The 19844-nt window shown below is 36.1% G+C and carries 20 protein-coding genes and 1 riboswitch; of the genes, 11 read left to right on the top strand and 9 right to left on the bottom strand.

The genetic code is table 11. The annotated features are described in order from the left end of the window. Positions 1-184: 184 nt before the first annotated feature. Entirely contained in the window at positions 185-1015 is an 831-nt protein-coding gene (locus tag FJQ98_RS24815; protein ID WP_053593828.1) for a MerR family transcriptional regulator, read from the top strand. Between the two features lie 49 nt (positions 1016-1064). Here the strand turns inward: FJQ98_RS24815 and FJQ98_RS24810 are convergent, their stop codons facing one another. Next, the gene (locus FJQ98_RS24810) at positions 1065-2474 is read right to left on the bottom strand and encodes an alpha/beta hydrolase family protein (protein ID WP_053593829.1); all 1410 of its coding nucleotides are present in this window, start codon (positions 2472-2474) and stop codon (positions 1065-1067) included. A 126-nt stretch (positions 2475-2600) separates the two neighbouring features. Then, entirely contained in the window at positions 2601-3242 is a 642-nt protein-coding gene (locus FJQ98_RS24805) for a TetR/AcrR family transcriptional regulator (RefSeq protein ID WP_053593830.1), read from the bottom strand. A gap of 274 nt (positions 3243-3516) precedes the next feature. Between FJQ98_RS24805 and FJQ98_RS24800 the strand changes: the two genes are divergently transcribed. From FJQ98_RS24800 to FJQ98_RS24790, 3 genes are read left to right on the top strand one after another with little or no spacing between them, the layout of a single operon-like run. Further along, a complete protein-coding gene (locus tag FJQ98_RS24800; protein ID WP_143114669.1) occupies positions 3517-4242 on the top strand; it encodes a hypothetical protein in 726 nt (241 codons plus the stop codon). Positions 4243-4257: 15 nt separating this feature from the next. After that, positions 4258-5532, top strand: a complete 1275-nt coding sequence (locus FJQ98_RS24795) for an SMI1/KNR4 family protein (protein ID WP_198926859.1) — start codon at positions 4258-4260, stop codon at positions 5530-5532. 19 nt (positions 5533-5551) lie between these two features. Continuing rightward, positions 5552-6727, top strand: coding sequence for a DUF4272 domain-containing protein (locus tag FJQ98_RS24790; protein ID WP_053593832.1), 1176 nt, complete (start codon positions 5552-5554; stop codon positions 6725-6727). Positions 6728-6781: 54 nt separating this feature from the next. Here FJQ98_RS24790 and FJQ98_RS24785 read toward each other — a convergent pair whose 3' ends face one another. The 3 genes from FJQ98_RS24785 to FJQ98_RS24775 form a co-directional block, all read right to left on the bottom strand. Further along, positions 6782-8197 (bottom strand): erythromycin esterase family protein, encoded by a 1416-nt coding sequence (locus FJQ98_RS24785; protein WP_053593833.1) that lies wholly within the window; start codon positions 8195-8197, stop codon positions 6782-6784. A 181-nt stretch (positions 8198-8378) separates the two neighbouring features. Continuing rightward, positions 8379-8732: a hypothetical protein gene (locus FJQ98_RS24780; RefSeq protein ID WP_201406575.1), complete on the bottom strand. Its 354-nt coding sequence runs from the start codon at positions 8730-8732 to the stop codon at positions 8379-8381. Positions 8733-8756: 24 nt separating this feature from the next. Then, positions 8757-9452, bottom strand: coding sequence for a DUF2225 domain-containing protein (locus tag FJQ98_RS24775; RefSeq protein WP_053593835.1), 696 nt, complete (start codon positions 9450-9452; stop codon positions 8757-8759). Positions 9453-10043: 591 nt separating this feature from the next. Between FJQ98_RS24775 and FJQ98_RS24770 the strand changes: the two genes are divergently transcribed. Continuing rightward, positions 10044-10817: a Cof-type HAD-IIB family hydrolase gene (locus FJQ98_RS24770; RefSeq protein ID WP_053593836.1), complete on the top strand. Its 774-nt coding sequence runs from the start codon at positions 10044-10046 to the stop codon at positions 10815-10817. 229 nt (positions 10818-11046) lie between these two features. Continuing rightward, positions 11047-11643, top strand: coding sequence for a DedA family protein (locus tag FJQ98_RS24765; RefSeq protein ID WP_053593837.1), 597 nt, complete (start codon positions 11047-11049; stop codon positions 11641-11643). Between the two features lie 53 nt (positions 11644-11696). On the opposite strand, the gene FJQ98_RS24760 is transcribed toward FJQ98_RS24765, so the two are convergent. Next, the gene (locus FJQ98_RS24760; protein WP_053594033.1) at positions 11697-12434 is read right to left on the bottom strand and encodes a cyclase family protein; all 738 of its coding nucleotides are present in this window, start codon (positions 12432-12434) and stop codon (positions 11697-11699) included. A 100-nt stretch (positions 12435-12534) separates the two neighbouring features. Next, positions 12535-12641: riboswitch (SAM riboswitch) on the bottom strand. Between the two features lie 137 nt (positions 12642-12778). Continuing rightward, positions 12779-13189, bottom strand: a complete 411-nt coding sequence (locus tag FJQ98_RS24755; protein WP_053593838.1) for a YuzC family spore coat inner layer protein — start codon at positions 13187-13189, stop codon at positions 12779-12781. Positions 13190-13368: 179 nt separating this feature from the next. On the opposite strand from FJQ98_RS24755, the gene FJQ98_RS24750 reads away from it, so the two are divergent. Beyond that, positions 13369-13911: an SMI1/KNR4 family protein gene (locus tag FJQ98_RS24750; RefSeq protein ID WP_053593839.1), complete on the top strand. Its 543-nt coding sequence runs from the start codon at positions 13369-13371 to the stop codon at positions 13909-13911. A 47-nt stretch (positions 13912-13958) separates the two neighbouring features. On the opposite strand, the gene FJQ98_RS24745 is transcribed toward FJQ98_RS24750, so the two are convergent. Then, entirely contained in the window at positions 13959-15146 is a 1188-nt protein-coding gene (locus tag FJQ98_RS24745) for an MFS transporter (RefSeq protein WP_053593840.1), read from the bottom strand. 108 nt (positions 15147-15254) lie between these two features. Between FJQ98_RS24745 and FJQ98_RS24740 the strand changes: the two genes are divergently transcribed. Beyond that, on the top strand, positions 15255-15638 hold the full coding sequence (locus tag FJQ98_RS24740; RefSeq protein WP_053593841.1) for a winged helix-turn-helix transcriptional regulator: 384 nt from the start codon (positions 15255-15257) through the stop codon (positions 15636-15638). A 69-nt stretch (positions 15639-15707) separates the two neighbouring features. On the opposite strand, the gene FJQ98_RS24735 is transcribed toward FJQ98_RS24740, so the two are convergent. After that, the gene (locus FJQ98_RS24735) at positions 15708-16553 is read right to left on the bottom strand and encodes an aldo/keto reductase (RefSeq protein WP_053593842.1); all 846 of its coding nucleotides are present in this window, start codon (positions 16551-16553) and stop codon (positions 15708-15710) included. Between the two features lie 361 nt (positions 16554-16914). Here FJQ98_RS24735 and FJQ98_RS24730 point away from each other — a divergent pair, with 361 nt between their 5' ends. The 3 genes from FJQ98_RS24730 (at position 16915) to FJQ98_RS24720 (ending at position 19599) form a co-directional block, all read left to right on the top strand. Further along, the gene (locus FJQ98_RS24730) at positions 16915-17361 is read left to right on the top strand and encodes a VOC family protein (RefSeq protein WP_053593843.1); all 447 of its coding nucleotides are present in this window, start codon (positions 16915-16917) and stop codon (positions 17359-17361) included. Positions 17362-17581: 220 nt separating this feature from the next. Beyond that, positions 17582-18250, top strand: coding sequence for a response regulator transcription factor (locus FJQ98_RS24725; protein WP_053593844.1), 669 nt, complete (start codon positions 17582-17584; stop codon positions 18248-18250). After that, positions 18247-19599, top strand: coding sequence for a sensor histidine kinase (locus FJQ98_RS24720; protein ID WP_053593845.1), 1353 nt, complete (start codon positions 18247-18249; stop codon positions 19597-19599). The genes FJQ98_RS24725 and FJQ98_RS24720 overlap by 4 nt, the downstream gene beginning before the upstream one ends. Positions 19600-19844: the final 245 nt, after the last annotated feature.

The following is a 19844-nucleotide window of genomic DNA, read 5'->3' as shown; positions in this document are numbered from 1 at the left end:
CTGACCTGCATCGGTAAAAACGCCACGTCCTGTGGCATTACCGAAATGACCGACATCGTGTCGCCCTCATGCAGGCCTAAGCACAAAGCCGATTCCGGACGCAATTATGAGTGGCATAATTGATTGTGAATAGCTACAATTTAATGTATATAGTAACTATATAGTCAAGGAGGGAAACTTAAAAATGTTTAATAAAAATGTAAAATATTTTACAACTGGTGAATTCGCTAAAATTTGTAAGGTTAATAAACAAACGCTAATTTACTACGATCAAATCGGTTTATTATCACCAATCATGAAGGATAATAAGGACTACCGTTATTATTCCATCGTGCAATATGAATTTTTTAGTGTGATTGAGCTATTAAAGGCGGTGGGCATGTCTTTAAAGGATATTCAAAAATATATGGCAGAAAAATCACCTGAAAATTTCTTAGACTTGATGCATCAGCAAAAGGAAATTGTAGCGAAAAAACGTCGAGAGCTTGAGATGATTGAAAGTATTATCGATGTAAAAATCGATCTAACAGAGGAAGCCTTACACCTTGATTTTGATAGCATGACGATGGAGCACCTGCCAGAGGAAACATTGTATTTAAGTAAAAACATCGAGGATTCGACGGAAGAACAGTTTGTGAAAGCTGTCTCTGATTTTATAGATGAATTAGACCGTTCTCAATTAGACACGGGTTATCCCATTGGAGGGATTACAAGAAGAGAGCAAGTATTAGCAGGAAATTATGATAATTATAGTTACTTATATATAGAGCAGCCACATCCACGAGAAGGTCATCCTTATTTCAAGGCGATTGAAGGAGATTTTATTGTTGGGTATCATGTAGGACCGTCCACTGCACTTGGCGAAACATACGAGCGATTATTTAAAGTCATGCGGGAAAAGGGCTACGAACTAGGACAGTACGTATATGAGGAATATATTTATGACGCAGTAATTAAAAATCGTGAAGAGGATTATGTGACGAAAATTATGATAGAAATTAAAAAAGGTTGTTGATAAGTTTGCTTATCAACAACCTAAATATTGATGAGCTTCCCACTATGCTTTAGTGCAAAGTTAAGTTTATTTCAGGATGCTCCTTTTGAATTTCTTCTAACTTATTGTCATTGATTCCTTTTAAATTTTTATTAAAAAAGCCTAATGACAATTCATTAATCAGCTTAAAAATAGCATTCACATCTGCGCCAGATTCATTAATAATTGGTGAAACTGCTGCTAAATCTGTATAACTACCATGATTTGTTTTCGGAATAATAGCTGTGTAAACACCGGGTTTTTCAATCGTTTTGTTTCTTAAATAGGATTCTGCAAACAATTCATCTCGATTACCTGGCTGTTGGCTATATGCTTCCTTCATAAAGTTAATGGATGCCTCCGCATTCAACAGCATAAATGGCTTTTCAGGACCATTTGCAGGCATTGGATCACCATACAACCCACCATCCATATCAATTGCCGCTTTAATACGTCCATCCTTTACAAGCATTTGTGTAGAAGTCGCACCACCAAAAGAGTGACCTAGCATACCAATACTGTCATAATCAATTAATGCGGCAATTGTTTTAAAATTCTTATCAAAATCTCCTTTAATGACCTCATCTAAAACAAATGATGCATCCTGTTCCCAAAGCTTGATACGATCATTCAGGAAGGTAATTGTATTTTCAATCGGTGTGAAATCCACACGATCTCCATCTGGGAATACAGTTGTTGCTGCATCACCAGTAAAGTTAAGAGCGACAACTACATAGCCGTGGCTCGCTAACTCCTCTAGTTGAAAGGTATTTTGGCGACTATATAAACTCATCCCATGGGCAAATAATAGAAGTGGGAATTTTTCGTTTGACTTTATCGGCTTCGCATCTTGATAAGAATGGTTTTCTGTCAATCCTAAATGTGTTGTAGCGATATACGGGAAACCCTGTGTCGCTGCTAATTGTTGTGTTAATGCCTCTATCTGTTCAAAGTAAGGAGAGGGCTGCCCAGTCCCTTTTTCAGCAGGGTAATAAACCTGTATCATTAATTCACGATTCACCTGGTGATTAGGTACGACAAATTCTTTACGACTCTTATCGAGGAGGTGAAATGCCTGGGTTCCTACTGAATATTCTCCTGTAGGTGCTGGAAAAGATATGATTGGAAAAAGCTTTGGCAAGGTGAACATTCCAAATGCTGCTACAGCAATCCCTACAAGTTTTAAAATTTTTATACTTAATTTTTTTGAAACAATTGTGCTTTTAGGCTTTACAAAAACCTGCAGGGTCAATAGTAGTGAAACAATATAAGCGGGGATCATACGCCAGTTAGCGCCAATTGAAATAATTGTAGCTAATAATAATATATAATTGACGACTAACATAAATATATTAATTTTAGTTATCCCACGTTGTCTAAATGTCAGTGAAATGCTCGATAGTATTAAAACAATTGTAAATATAACTTCTAAGGTTTTCATAGTATATCTCCTTTAACATACATACGAATGTATGTAATTGTTCGGTGATGCGGAATTATAAGTAATTAATACATACATACAAATGTATGTAAAGGATTAAAATAATAAACTACATAAAGTAGTCTACTATTCCTGAACTTTGTCAAATAAAGCTAAAAATACGTCCTTCAATTCATCATTTACAAGTGGCATTCCAATCCCTTCGAACATTAAACGTATATGCTCTATTTTTTGAGTAAATTCAACTCGGCTTACGCGAAATATCTCTGGATTCATCCAAATATCAAAAAGCATTGTAAAGGTTTCAGCTGCTTGCTTTGGAAAAGTAATTTGTAGCGAGCCGTCTTGATTGCCATCTTCAATAATTTTTTGAATGCCCGGCGCAACAACCTGTATTCCTTCAGTGATGCGACTATAAACAAATTCAGCAGAATTCATACTCAAAGGGATTGTGGATAGGTCTTCTTCTTTGACACTTTGAGAAATTGAAAAAGAAATACCTTTTCTTAAACGTTCTAAAGCATTTAAGTTTTCTAAATCGGATATTTCATTAAAATAATTATTTGCCATCAGCATTTCTTTTGTAATGGCATCAATAACATCAGCACGTGTTTTAAAATGATGATAGAAAGCTCCTCGAGTAATATCTCCCACATCATCTACAATCTCTTGAATCGTTACATTGTCCCAACCATTTACAGTGAATAATTTAACAGCTGATTCAATAATTTTTTTTCTCGTAACTTCTGGATATTTATTTCTGGCCATAAAATATCTCCTTATAGATACATTCGAATGTATTTATAATGATAGAGTTAGCCATCTTAATTGTCAACAACATACTATTTAATTCAAAGCAATTAGAAAAGAACTAGTAAAGGTGAGTAATTTTGCATGTATGTTGAGCTTTAATGGAAGTAAAATTCTAGTGTTTTAAAGCGAATTAAAGTCTAGTTCTAATAAGTAAATGATTTCCTGACGATACAATAGTGAAGAAAAAATGAAGGAATCAATCGTTTCAGTAAAATGGAGAGGTGAAAAAATGAATCCAAAAAAGATAACGCTTTATCCGAAAGCAAGTGATGTATTTGTAGATGTACGTTTGGCTTGTTATTTTAGACCATTGCTATCTTTTACTGATGTAGTTGAAGGAACTGAATATATCCTTCACGTTTTAGGAACTGATGGATTATTTTGCGAGGAAGAGTATTTAAATGCAGAGAATAACTTTTGGGGATTTCGTTACATAGACGGAAAATACGATTTTCTTGGAGATCTTCGTACGTTTGGGGACGGGAATGTGCAGGACATATATGCTTTTCTGCAAGCTGATTTTGCAAAAAATAAAAATTACTACATGGAAAATAAAATAACTGTCAATACATACAAAATGGGGATCCAAGATGGTTTGAATCAATTAGCTAAAAATTTCGATGTGGATTATTATGCTGATGCATTTTATAGCTATGAATTTACTAAATATCATTATAAATGTACCGGAGAATTTAGGCATATTACAGAGTTAACAGAAGGCTGGGGCCACGATGATACTGAGGTGCTAATTGGTAGAGAAGAAGCGCAAGAGATGAGCGAGGAATTTTTCATGAATCTAAAATGGAATGTCACGCATGACTATGGTATTGATGAGAGCCTGATTCGTGGGGCAACTGAGCGTTACCGCTTTATGTCAATAATTGGTGGTGGAACAGTATTTATACTGCTAAAACCGAAAGAGCAGACGGTATATTTATTAGAGTACTTTTCTTAACATGGAGGCATAGTCATGCAAATATGGGTTGAACGATGGACGCAATTATTAAAACAGCTTGAGCAGCAAGGGGCTTGGGTGCATCCGCTTAAGATAGCACCTGTAGCTACAGAACAAGAGCTATCAATAGTAGAGGAGCGACTTAGTATTCGTATTCCTTCTGAGTTCCGTAATTTATTACTACATTGTTCGCGACAAGTGGGGATGTATTGGTCTTTGCCAGATGAGGCCTTACTCCCTATTGAACTAGAGGAGACGCCATCAGGTGATTTTGGTTGGAGCTTGGAAGAGCTTGAATTCCCTGATTTCGGCGGTGAAGGTGAAAATCTAGATGAACAACTATATTTACAGTTTCACACGGCTGGCAACGGTGATGCACTTCTTATTAGAATTGAGGATGGTTCCGTTTGGTATTGGAGTCATGAGGAAGATGAGTTCGACCTACTTGCTGGGAGTTTTAAAATCTATACTGAACGAGCCACAGCTTTAGGTTGTATAGGTGCAGATTGTGGCCAGCATCGACAGTTTTGTAGTGAGGATGGTCTGGATTTGAGCCTGACTAGCTCTGAAATATGGCTGGAGTGGCTCGAACAATATTTCACACTAACTCTGAGGCAAGCAATGTCTAACTTAGAATCCTTATTAATATATGTATCGATGCATGGAGTGGAAGATAGCGTTCCGGAAGCATTTGCACAGTTTGATCCTAGTACGGTGTATTATGCACTTCGAAATAAAATTGAACAATCACTGCCACCAGCAAATAAAGAAGCATGGAGTGAAGTGCTAGTAAAGGTTTGTGCGGTAGAGGCAAGTGATTGGGTAAGGACGCTCTGGAGTGACAAAAATAATATTCCTAGCCGAATTCGAGATTATTTAACAGCAAATTGTCTACCTGCAGAAGAAGGTTTATCGCTTGTTCTTCAAGATATCGACAAAAAGACAGTTGATTCCTATACAGCTTTACACCGACTACGTCATTTCCATAATCCGAAAACTATAGCTTGGATGAAGTCTTATGTTTCATTTCCGATAGATGGATGGTCTACACTTTTCGCAGAATCACAGCCAAGTGCAGAGATGTTGTTTGAATGGTTGAGTGGCAGTGAAGTGGAAAGGCTTACAGCGATACGGGCGGTATGGCAAATGATGCAGCAAGAAATTGCGCCAACAACATGTGTAGATAAAGACAATTGGAGACAATTGCTTGCTTTTTGGAAGGAAAACGAAATACTACGGAAAAATAAACAGCTGTTTAGCCAAGCTCTTGCAGGCTTAGATAGTTGGTGAATAAAAAGGGGAGAGAAGAATGAACTATTTCACTATATTTGCATCTAAGAACAACATTGATGATATTGAAGTGAAAATTTCAGATGTTTTTGCAAAAGGCTTTGCTATCGATAAAAATGATAATGAGTATGTCATAAAATCCAAGGCGCTGTTTAAAAAATACAATTTAATAATTAGAGTCATGTCTGAAGATACAAACCCAGATTACTTCGCTAATAATATTCCTGGGATGATGGGATATTACGACAATATTCCTTTTGAAGATGACAATTTAAAAGAATTAGTTTTGACTCAAATATCTGTATTAAATACAGTGATTGCAATCGAAGCGGAAAAAGAGATAAATGAAGAACAGATACAGTTATTTACGAGGTTGTTATCAAGTATAGGTGGCATTGGTTTTTTACCGGAGGGTACTTTATTAGACGATGAAGGGATAGTAATTGTTTATCCTGACGGGCAATCAGGACCATCTGACTTTAGACCCCAAGCTTGTACACGAAAGGTAAGGGGACAAGAGGTGTCATCAGAAGAAGGTGAACAAAGAAAAAATAAAACGATAGCATATTTAAAAGAGAAAGCTATTCCTTATACAGCTTCCCTTCCTCAACTCCCAACAATAGAGGTTTGTCAGTTTAAAACCAAAGAAGACATTGCTAGAAGAGCTGTAGCCCTGTTAATTGTCATTCAATTTGCCTGTGATGTGGCGCAAGGTGGCAATGTAGAAGAATCGCGAGACTTTTTCATCAATATGTTACGCACATATAAAGTGGAAGACTATCTAACTAGCAATGAAAGAGACTTTTTACATACGTCAGAACCAAATGGGCAAGAAGCCATTAATATTTCTTGGCAATACGAGGCTTATTGGACGCTTATTTGGGCACTCGGCTTTGTTGAGAAGCTCGATTTTCCTGATGAAGTATGCGATTGCGAGTATGCCATTCAAGTTGTTTCTAACTGCGAAACGTTTGAACAATTTTATCTTCAAACTACTCTGCGTAGTCAAGAAGAGATATTGGATGAAGCCGACAAGATTTACAGATACCATTGGGCTTGTGTAGATAGTCGTATACAAGAACCACCAGCTCCTGCGGGGATGAATGAAAGTATCATTATGGAAAGACGGAGGGGCTTGTTCTGGATGATAGGGCATCGCAATGAAGAATGGGATACAATTTCGATGGATACTTGAACATAAAAGAAAAATAGCAAACTAGAAGAAAAACTAGTTTGCATTTTTATATTCTTATTTTATATAATGTGGTTTACTTACTTTATCAATCAGCAGAAGGCCATCATATTGATCTCGTGGAACAAGACTTTCCTGTCTGACTCCCCAACTATACGATAAACGTGGCTCAAACATCCATGAGTTTCCTCGTTCATTTTGACGGTTTCGTAAGTCAATAAATGTGTATGGTTTATTTGTTGATGAAAGAATATCCTCGATTGATCCTTTTACTGGCGGTAAAACGGCTATAGGTTCTTTAGAATTGTTTGCAGTTTCGCCACTAGCCATATAAAGACCAAGCACATAGCTATATTTCTTGTAAATATCCGGTAGAAGTTCACCCATCAATTTTACCGGATAAGAAACCATTACTTCGGATTGTGCTTTGCGAATATGGTCATTATGTGCCCAGACGATAAATTTTTCAGTTGGATAAATCTCCTCTGCTAACCATAGTAGGTTTTCCATCATTGCTTGGTCACGCCATTCCATTGTCTTAAAAAAAAGCTCAGGGTTATATGGTTCTATATTTGATTGAATTGATAGTTCTACATATTCGTCTGCTAAACGGATACGGTCAGCTAAAGTACGTTCCATAAGCTTTACAATATGAGGCTCGCTCGGATAAGCTGCTTTTAACTCTTTTTCTTTTAGCTGAACTTGAGATTTTACTTGTTTATACACTTCGATAATGCTTGGTTTCGCCTTTTGGTAGCCTTTTAGATCCGTACCGAAGCTCCAGTCTACAAGTTGCTCTTCTACTTCACTGAACTGTTTAGCAAGCTGACTATTTTGCAGCCACTCACCATTCGTGAACGCACCTTGCTGTTGAATATCAAAGCCTGCCAATTTTAATGGTTTATCAGTTTTCTGTGTTTTTTTAGCATACTCAAATAACGGCAGTGTTTCTTTTGACCACCATACACCAAAAATAGCATCCTTCATCGTTTGTTGCGCTGTTTGTTTATCAATTTGTCCTTGCGCATTCATGGCATTTCCCATACCGCTTTCGAAGGCTAGGACATTGTAGCCCATTTCTTGGTGTAAAAATTGAATTAAACGTGTTTTCGCTAGGCTAAATTCTGCTGCGCCATGTGAACTTTCCCCTAAAAAAACGATGCGCTTATCATGCAATAAAGGCTTTAGCATCTCTAAATCTTCAAATTTAGTAGATGGAATGTTTTGTTGACTAATTGCTTCAGGTTGAATAGATGTTAAGCTGTAAGCATGATCGTTTGTCCACTTTTTCCAATCTTGAAGTGTTTCATTGGATGTGCGGGCTTGCTTTACTTCTAAATAGTTCTCCAAAGCTACACGTTCTTCTATCGCTGGAACTGCTGCCGATGCATTTGATACTCCGCTGAACGCTGTAAAGGTTGCTAACGCAATACTTAATGATAATAAAACCTTACGATTCTTACCTTTTGTCACTTTCTATCAGTCCTTCGCTATATGTTAATGTCAATTATAGATAGTGAAGTTTAAAGTAAAAGGGGAGTTTGTTTAAATTTTGTTTAAATTTGGTTGGATGTCATTATTTTGGATTATTTGAGCGAGAGCAGATAAAAAAACATCTCTATAGCGTATGTACACTGTAGAGATGTTAACTATTTTATTTATAGTGATACGTGCTAGCTCTCGGATTATTCTGCTGTATTTGATTGAACCATGCACGATCCTTTTCCTCTTGTTTTAAAGTGTTAACGATGGTTGATGAGCAACTAACACAGATTTTTGCCTGAGTAACTTGTCCGCAACGCTCACAGGGTGCGCCTAAATTAGGGAAAATCGATTTTTTAATTTTTCCTGTTTTTACCCATTTATAGAGTAGCTCAGATGAAACCCCAGTTAATGAAACTACCTCATCATTCGTTAAGTAGCGATTATTTTTTCTCAATAAAAAATGATGTAGTTCTGAAAAAATATCTTCTTCTCTCACATCAATCCTTTTGGTAAATAGTTGCATGATTATTACTCTCCTCGTTTTACTTCAATTAATGACTTCTTCTATAGTTTTATTTGCGTTGTTCGGTTGCTCATCATATTTATAGTTTTCCCATCGATTTCGTGCCAGTTTTCTATATTTATTGGAAACATTTCGATCTGCTATTAATCGAGAGAATCCTTTTTTCGCCTCAGCAATATCTCCAAGTCGGAGGCTTAATTCTGCATGTAAATATTGAATTCTCTCTCCGCCCTCTTGATTGGATGCAAAAGATTTACTGTAAAAATCTCTAGCAGCAAAAAGGTAGCGCATTTCCGATTCCTCATCATTTTTTAAGCGATATAGCCAGGCTATTTTTAAAGCGAAATTGGCCATAAGAAGTGACTCTTCCATGGATGCTCTTGATACAAGATAAGCTAATTTAATGCTTACAATGGCATCATCGATTGTACGTTCCTTGCACATATCCATTGGTTTTTGAAGCTCTTTTATGTATAGCTCATCAATAAGAAGCATGAAAGGTCCATATGTTCTTGTCATAGATTTGTGGTAAGCATAGCCACAATGTGGACAAACGGCAACTTCATACAATAACGGGTTTAAACCTTCATAAACTGGCATGAAGTCTGTTTGTTCTTCGATAATTTTATATCGATTAGGGCGTACTTTATATGTGGTAAAATGCTTCTTGCAAAACTTGCAATCCACACTACTTTCATAGTAGTAAATGTTAAATGCCATAAGAATCAACTCCTTTACATAAAAAACGATTATTATTTCTTTTGTTCTATTTATACGATGGACAGTATCGTTCAATGTGTTTAATTTAGTTACCTTTATATTAACAATTCTATGTTCTTTGGTATACTCCTTTAGAATTATTAAAATAAAAATGTTCATTATTTTCTTAGTTATTTGGAATTTCGATATGTACCCGTAATAGTATTTATCGGTGTAGTTAAAGCAAGTTATACATTCGTTTTAGTTTGTCAAATAACGTACAAATTTAAATAATTATTGATGTTTTTATTATAAAGTTGAATGTGTAGGCGATAATGCCTATTTCGTGATTTTGGTATAAAGATGTTTCTTAATGTAAAATTACAAGTATATTGATTAGGGAAATATAGGATTATTATTAAGAAACAAAGGGGAGTCACTCAACACTCGCCTGTAGTGGAAAATGACATTTATATTAGGGTGATCGGAGTAGGGCTGAGCGACTTCTTGGAGATCATCGTCACAGGTGTTACCCGAAGTGGGCCATGTTATGGTGAGGTTCCTCTAATCGATATACCTAATAAAATTGTGTAAAACGATAAGGAGCGAAAGATGGATTATAAAATTGTATTTTTTGACGTAGATGGAACGCTTGTTAATTATGAAGATGGTCGTATTGAAGAAAGTACAAGAACCGCTATTAAGCAATTAAAAAACAAAGGAATTCATATTGTTGCTGCTACAGGAAGACCCTTGTCAATGTGCCAAGATTTAAGAAACATAGGCATAGAAACGTTTATTACAGCTAATGGTGCCCATGTTAAGTATCAAGATCGAGTAATACATAAAATGCCTATTGCAAAGGAAATTGTCCACGCAGTTAAGGCTTTTGCTGAAGACAATAAACAAAGTCTATCATTTTTTACAGAACAATTATCGATGAATAACGTCCAAGAAGAAAAGACATTAAAAGCTATGCAAGAAACATTATCTTTGCTAGAGTTTCCTGATATTAATGAAGATATTTTAACGCAAGAGGTTTACTTAATGTGTTTATATGGCGATGAGGATATTGAGAAAAAGTATACTTCAAAATTCCCTCATTTATTATTTAAAAGGTGGCACCCTTATATTACAAATGTTTTGCAACAGGATGTTTCCAAATCTATTGCTGTCCAGGCGGTACTAGATTATTTCGACTTGAGTCCTGAAGAAGCACTTGCTTTTGGCGATGGAGATAATGATATCGATATGCTGGAGCAGGTCGGCTTTGGTATTGCAATGGGTAACGGTAGTGAAGCATTAAAAAATGTCGCTAATTATGTAACGAAGAAATCAACTGAGGACGGGATTGATTATGCTCTACGTGAGCTGCAAATAATTTAATAGAGTAGTAGCCGAGAAATGAGATTTATAGCATGAATCGACCACTATACAACATTGGAGAAAGTTTTTATAAAGAAATAATTTTTCCATCTATACAATCTACAAGGCAGTGATAATAAATCCTGAGAAAATTGTGTTGAAGTCATAATACTCATAATATTGTTTACTTTGAGTTAATATAAAGCTATCTGTAAAAAGAAATTCATTATGCTTTAGGTGGGAAGGATTTATGGCGCATCACGTGCAATCTCTAATAGAACATTACGGGTATTTTGGCATCATTCTTATCCTAGTTGGCGGGATTGTTGGGCTGCCACTTCCCGATGAGATATTTTTAACATATGTAGGATATAGCGTATATAAAGAAACTCTCGCACATATTCCAGCTTTAATCAGCGCTATGGTAGGTGCGGTAGGGGGAATTACTCTGAGCTACTATATAGGCTATAGATTTGGGCTACCGTTATTGCAAAAATACGGTCCAAAAATCCACATTACTGAACAGAAAATTGACTTTACTAGAAAATTATTTGCAAAAATAGGGCCGGGATTATTATTAATAGGATATTTTATTCCTGGTGTGCGTCATCTTACAGCATATATTGCGGCTATCAATAATTATCCTTATAAAAAATTTGCTTTCTTTGCCTATACGGGAGCAGTTATTTGGACATTTACTTTTATTACCTTAGGAAAGGTACTTGGGGAGAACTGGCGTTATGTTGGGGTCTATTTATCCCGCTACAGTATTTATCTTATAGTATTGTTCCTAATACTAATGCTAATCGTTTATTTTATTTTCAAAAAAAGGAATTCGCCAAAGTAAAAAAAGGTCTGATTCAATACCTACTCAGGTTGTGAACCAGACCTTTTTATCGTTTAAGGCAATATTGCAAATGAACGAACAGGGAATCCAGACGCTTTTTCAGGCTTTGGTACAATATTGAATATAGCAGCGCCTTTTGGAGGTAGCTTATCCAAATTTGTCATCAGCTCAATTTGGTAAGTATCTTGCTCAAGCACAAAATATTCGCCATCTAGCTTACCATTTTTACGAAAATCAGCTGCTGAATCCGTATCAAAGGTTTCGTGGCCTATAGCACTTACTTTTCGTGCGTTGAATAAAAATTGTAACGCTTCTAATCCCCAGCCAGGAATATGATTACTACCATCCGCATCTTTGTTACTGAAAGCCTCTTTATCTGGCCAACGTTTACTCCAATCCGTACGCAGCGCAACGAAGGTACCTGCTTCGATTTCCCCATATTCAGCCTCAAAATCAAGAATATCTTGAACACTTAATGTGAGGTCGTTATTAATTTCGGCTTCCTTAGATTTATCGATAACGATTAGTGGTAGAACTAGTTCTTTTAGCTCCAAATCCTCTAAATAGCGTGTATCTCGCACAAAATGGATAGGTGGGTCAATATGTGTTCCATATTGCCCAGGGAAAGTAAATTGCTGCGCAAGGAAGCCATCATCATGGGAGAATACTGTTTCAAATTTTGCATCATCAAACATAAAGAAGTGGGGAGAATTAGGACCAAATGTATGTGTTAAATCTACCCATTCTTTCGATTTCAATAGTTGAATTGCTTGTAAAAGTTCGTTTGTCATAATATCTTCCTGCTTTCTTTTAATTATTTTTGGATGCAACAATAAAAAAGAGCCCTCCTTGTAGAAAGAGGACTCTTGTGCAAAGCAACTAAAGTAAGTCTTCTCATCTTCAAGGCTAAATTTCGCCAATTGGAATTAGCACCATACCTATATAGGCTGGTTGCTGAGACTTCATAGGGCCAATCCCTCCGTCTCTCTTGATAAGAAAAAGCAATATAAGAATTTTCAGAAATAATGATTACAAATACTTTAGCATATTTTTTTATAGTTTACAAGTTCAATAGGGATACAAGGTTAAAAATAATTTTCAACACTTTCGGAGCCTATTCAAAAGAGTTGGAATTTCACCAACTTAAAATTAATGTTAGTTTACAACAGTCGCTATCAGTAAATATTATACGAATACGATCCGGTGTATAGTTAGTTTCGAACTTCATGGTGACACCCGTTGACGATATTAATTTTTCAACTTCCGTTTTATTTGACAGCTGTGCAGCGTCCATAAGATCATGTGCAAATTGCTCAGATTCTTCAATTTTATCCGTAAGTAATTGTGCTTGCCGCATAATAACCTTAATCCGTTTTGCAGAAGTTTTCAATTTACTTGTATTGACGGATGGAAATGGATTGCTATTTGTCGGGTTCGCCGGCATTGCTAGATGTCTTGAAAATTGACTAGTGCCTTGTTGATGTGCCATTGCCCATGTTGGATAATAGTTTGGATAGACAAAATACGGATAAGGATTGTAATACAACTAAATTCCTCCTATCCTATAGCTGATATCCTATCTTATGTACAACAATGTTTTTCGGTGTTAATGGCTTAAGCAGACTAAGTGTTACCCAAGTAATATGACTATATATAAGTACCTTCATGGACTAGGCTTCTAAACAATAAAGCTAGTCTGTCCAATTTAAAAAAGGAGTTCTTTAGATGAATATTCGTGAATACATTAAGAATGGTTTTGAAATTTACTATGAGCGTTATAATCAAGTTTCGAAGGAGGGGTTTTGCAGATGGATGTGTCCAGATGTTCCAGACCAGATGAAATTAGCGGATATTGATGGGGAATGGTCAAGATGGAAGCTGATCCCTTCTAAAGTAACTGAAGATGATATACAAGCTTTAGAAAAAGAGTTTGGACTTAAATTTCCTGAGTGGTATAAAGCTTTTATTTCAACTTATAACCATTATTTTGATGTAATACCCAATCAAAGTATTGATGAACCTTTAAATAACGTTAGAGATATGTATAATCCATCGTTATGTAGTTTAGGATATCTCCCTTTTTCATGGGATGAAGAGTATGGAAAAATTATTTGCATCAATTTAAATAATGCGAATGAAGAAAATTGTGCAATATATGAAATTGAACATGAAATTTTATTTGATGATAGTGCTGATATTAAAGCGTCATTGGATTATCTTTATCCAAATTTCAAGGCATATTTTGACGATACTTTCCTTAAAATATGATAAATAGCAAAAAGGAAGCCTCAGTTATGGTTAAGGCTTCCTTTCTTTTATCCTTGTTTGTTTCTATCAAAGATTAACCATAGAAGTGTAGTCATTGCCGCAAGCATAACCAAGATGAATCCGTATATAGGTGTGTGGGCTAATGATTGGTGGCGAATAATGAATCCTCCAATGTATGATCCTAGAAAAATGCCAATGTTAAAGGCCGAAATATTTAATGCTGAAGCCATTGAGATAGCTGATGGTATATATTTTTCTGAAAGTTGAACGGCATAAAGCTGTAATCCTGGAACATTCATAAACATAAATAGCCCCATCATAAGGACCATCATTAATCCAATGATCGATGATTCTAAAAAGAAGTTGATACCCAGTAATGCTAATGCTAAGCCAATAAAGATAATAAAGATTGAACGTAAAGGATTACTATTAGCAAAATGACCACCTAATGTATTGCCGATAGCGACACAAATACCAAATACAACTAAGATGAATACAATTGCCCGAGGTGAGTAGCCCATATATTGTTCTAATATAGGGGAAATGTATGTGTATACAACAAACACGCCACCGTATCCGATTGCTGTAATAAAGAGAATTAATAGCATTCGTATGTTCCCCAATACTTTCCAGATATCGCGAATAGATATTGGATTGCCTTTTGATAATTGACTAGGTACAAGCAGAGCATTACTAATTAATCCGATAATACCAATAACGACAATGAAAATGAACGACATTCGCCAGTCAGTAACTTGTCCAATAAAAGTTCCTAATGGGACACCTGTCACAGTTGCTACTGTTAACCCTGTGAACATAATAGCTATTGCACTTGCTCGTCTATTAGGTGCCACAACATCTGCAGCTATAACAGAGGCGATAGACATAAAGACGCCATGTGCTAATGCTGAAATAACACGGCCGATTAGTAGAATTGAAAATAAGGGTGCTAGAGCTGCAAGTAAATTACCGATAATAAAAAGCACCATAACGAGCAATAACACATTTTTACGACTAAGGCGCGATGTTAACGCTGTTAAAAGCGGTGCACCAATCGTTACACCTAGTGCATATATGGATACGGTTAAACCCGCAGTACTTAACGTTATGTTAAAATCTTCTGTAATTAATGGAAGAAGTCCGACGCTTATAAATTCTGTAGAGCCAATACCAAAAGCACTGATCGCTAGTGCGAGTAATGTTAGTTTAGCATTCGGCACTTTTGTTTCGTTCATTCTTAATATCTCCTTTGATTTTTCGTATAGTGTATAGTAATATTCATACATACTAAAAAGTTATGTAGAGTACTTTTAGTTACTTTTGAATATTACAGGGGGTTTACAATGAAAAAAGTTTATAATATTGGTGTTGAAGCCACTCTTGAAGTAATTGGGGGTAAATGGAAACCAGTCATTCTTTGTCATCTGACCCACCATGGTAAGATTCGTACGAATGAATTTCGCCGATTGATTCCAGGCATTTCGCAAAAAATGCTAACAAACCAATTGCGTGAATTAGAGCAGTCTGGATTAATTAATCGCAAGGTTTTCAATCAAGTACCGCCAAAAGTTGAATATTCGTTAACGCCCTATGGTCAAGAAATGGACCCAGTGCTGAACATCCTCTGCACTTGGGGTGAAAAACATATCGAAATGCTACAAGATAAAGGTGAAGATGTACTGTTAATGCAACGTGATGAAGATATCGCGATAAAGCATACGTCTTAAATAGATTGGAAAGAGACTGTCTAAGAGAAAAAAATAGGACAGTCTCTTTCACGTTTACATAGCTATCGTTTACATGACAAAATCAAATTCATCTGGGTTTGGTCCAACACGTTGTTCTAGATTCATAGCGTTAATGATCGCCACCTCTTCATCAGTTAGAGTGAAATCAAAAATCTCAGCGTTTTGAATCATACGTTCTTTACGCACAGATTTTGGAATTGTGACGATACCATTTTGAATATCCCAGCGTAATATAACTTGAGGATTTGATTTCCCGTATTTTTTAGCTATTTTTGAAATAGTTTCATCTTCAAGAAGCCCACCTTGCATTAATGGCGCCCAAGCCTCCAGTTGTATATTGTGCTCTTCGCAGAATGAACGAAGCTCTGCTTGTTGTAATCGTGGATGGAATTCCACTTGGTTAATAACTGGTGTAATGCGAGCAAATGTTAATAAATTCTGTAAGTGTTCTACGTGGAAGTTACATACTCCAATCGCTTTGATTTTTCCTTCCTCGTATAAATCCTCGAGAGCCTTCCAAGCCTCTTCATACTTATTTTTACCTGGCCAATGGATAAGATAGAGATCTAAATAATCTAACCCTAATTTTTCTAAGCTTTCCTCGTATGCTGCGATTGTCTCCTCAAAGCTCAAGCTATCGTTCCATACTTTGGAGGTAATAAATAATTCCTCACGTTTTAAACCTGTAGATGCTAATGCTTGTCTAATGCCATCACCAACACCTGCTTCATTGCCGTAAATAGCGGCAGTATCGATACTACGGTAACCGACCTCAATCGCATTTTTAACGATTTCTGCAGTAGTATCATTTTCGATTTGGAATACGCCTAAGCCCATTCCTGGCATTTGTAAGCCATTATTTAATGTGATTGTATCTTGTAAATGATTGATCATTTTTCTGTCCTCCGATTTTTGTTAGTGCTCTGTTGCTTTCTTATTATGCTTTCATGCCAGTGCAAAAAAAAGTACGCACTTTTTGGTTTCATAGAAACGTGGAGGTTACTTTTGTGAGATATCAATGGTTCGCTGTAAGAAATTTTTATTAGTTTACGAGGATCGGCCTCAAACAAAATTGTAGTTTAATGATAGGTCATGCAAAATTCGCATCCATTAGTCAAAATAATATGGAACGTTGCGGATTGAAAAATGGCTTATACAAAAAGTATTTGGTCTGAAGCAAAATGAGTGGATAGAAGGGGATTCAATGCTCGAAATAGAATAAGTATATTGAAACTTTTATAAAGGAGATGGAGAGATGAATCGTTTAAATTTAATTACGTTGGGTGTAAAAGATATGGTCGAGTCTCTTAGATTTTATCGAGAGGGTCTGGGATTTGAAGTAATTGTTTATGGTGAGGAAACAAATCCAGATGTTATTTTCTTTAATAATGGAGGAACAAAAATCTCACTGTTTCCGATTGACCGTCTAGTAAAAGATATTAACGAAGCAAATCCACCTGCTATCGACAATGGCTTTAACGGGATTACACTTGCTTATAACGGAAAGTCGAAAGAGGAAGTTGATCAAGTGTTTGATTTGGCTAAAAAGGCGGGGGCGAAAATCGTCAAGGAGCCAGAAACTGTATTCTGGGGTGGCTATAGTGGCTATTTCCAAGATCCAAACGGCTACTATTGGGAAGTTGCTTATGGCGATATGTGGCAGTTCGATGATAATGATATGTTGATCATTACAAATAACTGAAAAGATAGACGTATTTGGGGAATCCAAATACGTTTTCTTTGATGGTTAGCTTGTTTTAACGAGAAATAATTTGATTTTATCGACATACCCCTAGCCTTAGATGTGATTTATTCAAGGACTCTCTCACTTTACAGACAATGATTGAGTACAAATCTATGAAATCGTATAATACAGAATAACATTTATTTCTAAAATCTAGAGCAGATTGGGAGGATTACCATTGTATCGGATATTGTACATAGAAGACGAAAAAGAGATTGGCCAATGGGTGACAAAGGATTTAACGGAAAGAGGATACGAGGTTACATGGCTCGAATCTGGGGAAGAAGTCGATCAGCACATAGCTTTTAAGGATATTGCTATATTAGATGTAATGTTACCAGGCTTAGATGGCTTTTCAATTGGCAAAAGAATTAAGCGAGAAAATAAAGAGATCCCAATTTTAATGCTGTCAGCACGAACTGCTGTAGAGGATAAAATAGAGGGCCTTAACTTCGCAGATGATTATTTAACGAAGCCATTCCACCCAGATGAACTGATAGCTCGTGTTGAGGTTTTACTAAGAAGATATCAAAAGAATGATGATGTACTAGATCTTCAGCATTTAAAAATTTATACGAAAGATATGCGGGTTATCAGCAAGGAAACTAATGAAGAAATTCAATTAACAGGTAAGCAGTTCTATCTATTGCAGTATTTTATTCGCCATTTAAATCAAATTTTAACGAAGGAACAGCTGTATGAAGGTGTCTGGGGTGAAAGCTATATAGAAGGCGATAAAACATTAATGGTGCATATTCGATACTTAAGAGAAAAGATAGAAATAAATCCAGCCAAGCCGACAATTATTGAAACCATTCGTGGTATTGGATATAGGGTGAAACAATGAAATTTTTTCGATCATTATTAGTAAAGTATATGCTGATTATTTTTTTAGCCATATCAATTGTTCAATTATCATACTTTGCAATTGCCGCTTTTATGTTTGGAATAGGAAAAACTGATTTTTCAAGTGAAGTTCTTATGGAAAGCGAAGTAGAGGAAAAGTGGCATGCTGAAGCTAAAAGTATAAAAGACGTTAAAGAGGGAACAATTTCCGGGCATTTTGAAAGTTGGGAGAAACAATACCCTAAAGCGTCTATGTTTTGGGTAGGTAAGGATGGTACATTACTTACAACGTTGAATGTGACGAAGCAACTTCCATCAGAATGGACGCCAGCATATACTGCAAAATTTATAAAAGAGCGCTATGGTGGAGATCCATTTACCGTCATTGCCTTTTTAGGTGAGAACGAATCGAATGGATTTATCGTTTTTGAAATTCCTAGGGAAGTGTTTAATCCACCTCTTAAAAATGTTTATGAACAATATGGGCACCTTTTAATTGTCGGCGTTATTGCGATTATATTATTTTTCATTATAGTCTCCTTTTTATTTTTCAGAGGGATTCGAAAACGGCTATTGCACCTTCAGGAAGCAATGGAAATTCGTGATGTAGATGGCTTGCCTATTGAAACGAAGGTCAAGAAAAAGGATGAAATCGGTCAGCTTGAACAAAGCTTTAATCGTATGGTGTGCGAGCTTAGGGAGAGTAAGGATCGTGAGCAAAAGGAAGAACAGCTAAGACGTGAATTGATTGCTAATTTATCACATGATTTACGAACACCATTAACGAAAATACGAGCGCAATCATATTCAATTAGTAAAGAGGCATTATCAGAGGATGGAAAACAAGCGATTAAGGCAATGGAAACATCGATTGTTAGTGTTGACGCTTTAATAGAAAATTTAATGTCCTATACATTACTGATGGCTAGTAAATATAAATTTGAGGCGAAAGAAATCAACGTTATACGTTTTGTACGTGAGCAAATGACTACATGGTATTCAGTGTTTGAAAAGGAAGGCTTTGAAATCGATATTGAGATACACCCATTTGAGAAAAATGAATGGCAAGTTGATCCGATTTGGCTTGGACGTATACTCGATAATTTATTCCAAAATATATTACGCCATGCGAATAGTGGGAAATATATTGGCGTGGAGACCGAATCGACGGAGCACTATGATGCATTTATCATAAAGGATCATGGAAACGGAATGAAAAATGAATCCAATGCTAAAGGTGCTGGTATCGGCTTATCTATCGTTGATATTATGGTGAAGAGCATGGATTTAGAATGGGATATTGAGTCAAGTGAATCCGGCACCAAGATTACAATTAAACACTACAAATAGAATATTCCATGAAGCATGTTAAGGCATGCTTCAATTTTTCGTACATAGAGTGATTGTCCAAATAGTATGCCATCAAAGTTTATGGCATGCTATTTTTTGATTCATAATCCATGCAAATTCCTTGGGATCAGTGGCTCAGCTGACGCCCCTAGGAAAGCGCTCAGCCGGAACGAAAATCAACCCACGTTATGATAAAGTGCCTTTTTTAAACAAAATTTAAACTTAGACCTTACCTGCTTTTAACC

This window comes from Lysinibacillus agricola (assembly GCF_016638705.1).
In the GTDB taxonomy this organism is placed as follows: domain Bacteria; phylum Bacillota; class Bacilli; order Bacillales_A; family Planococcaceae; genus Lysinibacillus; species Lysinibacillus agricola.
Note: the sequence above shows the minus strand (reverse complement) of the source record. Positions and strands in the feature narration are given on the sequence as shown.

Coding starts and splice junctions, on each gene's coding strand:
- FJQ98_RS24775 (WP_053593835.1), bottom strand. CDS start 9,452: ATGGCATTTAACATTTACTACTATGAAAGTAGTGTGGATTGCAAGTTT.
- FJQ98_RS24720 (WP_053593845.1), top strand. CDS start 18,247: ATGAAATTTTTTCGATCATTATTAGTAAAGTATATGCTGATTATTTTT.
- FJQ98_RS24745 (WP_053593840.1), bottom strand. CDS start 15,146: ATGAACGAAACAAAAGTGCCGAATGCTAAACTAACATTACTCGCACTA.
- FJQ98_RS24795 (WP_198926859.1), top strand. CDS start 4,258: ATGCAAATATGGGTTGAACGATGGACGCAATTATTAAAACAGCTTGAG.
- FJQ98_RS24740 (WP_053593841.1), top strand. CDS start 15,255: ATGAAAAAAGTTTATAATATTGGTGTTGAAGCCACTCTTGAAGTAATT.
- FJQ98_RS24730 (WP_053593843.1), top strand. CDS start 16,915: ATGAATCGTTTAAATTTAATTACGTTGGGTGTAAAAGATATGGTCGAG.
- FJQ98_RS24810 (WP_053593829.1), bottom strand. CDS start 2,474: ATGAAAACCTTAGAAGTTATATTTACAATTGTTTTAATACTATCGAGC.
- FJQ98_RS24735 (WP_053593842.1), bottom strand. CDS start 16,553: ATGATCAATCATTTACAAGATACAATCACATTAAATAATGGCTTACAA.
- FJQ98_RS24770 (WP_053593836.1), top strand. CDS start 10,044: ATGGATTATAAAATTGTATTTTTTGACGTAGATGGAACGCTTGTTAAT.
- FJQ98_RS24750 (WP_053593839.1), top strand. CDS start 13,369: ATGAATATTCGTGAATACATTAAGAATGGTTTTGAAATTTACTATGAG.
- FJQ98_RS24780 (WP_201406575.1), bottom strand. CDS start 8,732: ATGCAACTATTTACCAAAAGGATTGATGTGAGAGAAGAAGATATTTTT.
- FJQ98_RS24800 (WP_143114669.1), top strand. CDS start 3,517: ATGAATCCAAAAAAGATAACGCTTTATCCGAAAGCAAGTGATGTATTT.
- FJQ98_RS24805 (WP_053593830.1), bottom strand. CDS start 3,242: ATGGCCAGAAATAAATATCCAGAAGTTACGAGAAAAAAAATTATTGAA.
- FJQ98_RS24760 (WP_053594033.1), bottom strand. CDS start 12,434: ATGACAAACGAACTTTTACAAGCAATTCAACTATTGAAATCGAAAGAA.
- FJQ98_RS24815 (WP_053593828.1), top strand. CDS start 185: ATGTTTAATAAAAATGTAAAATATTTTACAACTGGTGAATTCGCTAAA.
- FJQ98_RS24790 (WP_053593832.1), top strand. CDS start 5,552: ATGAACTATTTCACTATATTTGCATCTAAGAACAACATTGATGATATT.
- FJQ98_RS24765 (WP_053593837.1), top strand. CDS start 11,047: ATGGCGCATCACGTGCAATCTCTAATAGAACATTACGGGTATTTTGGC.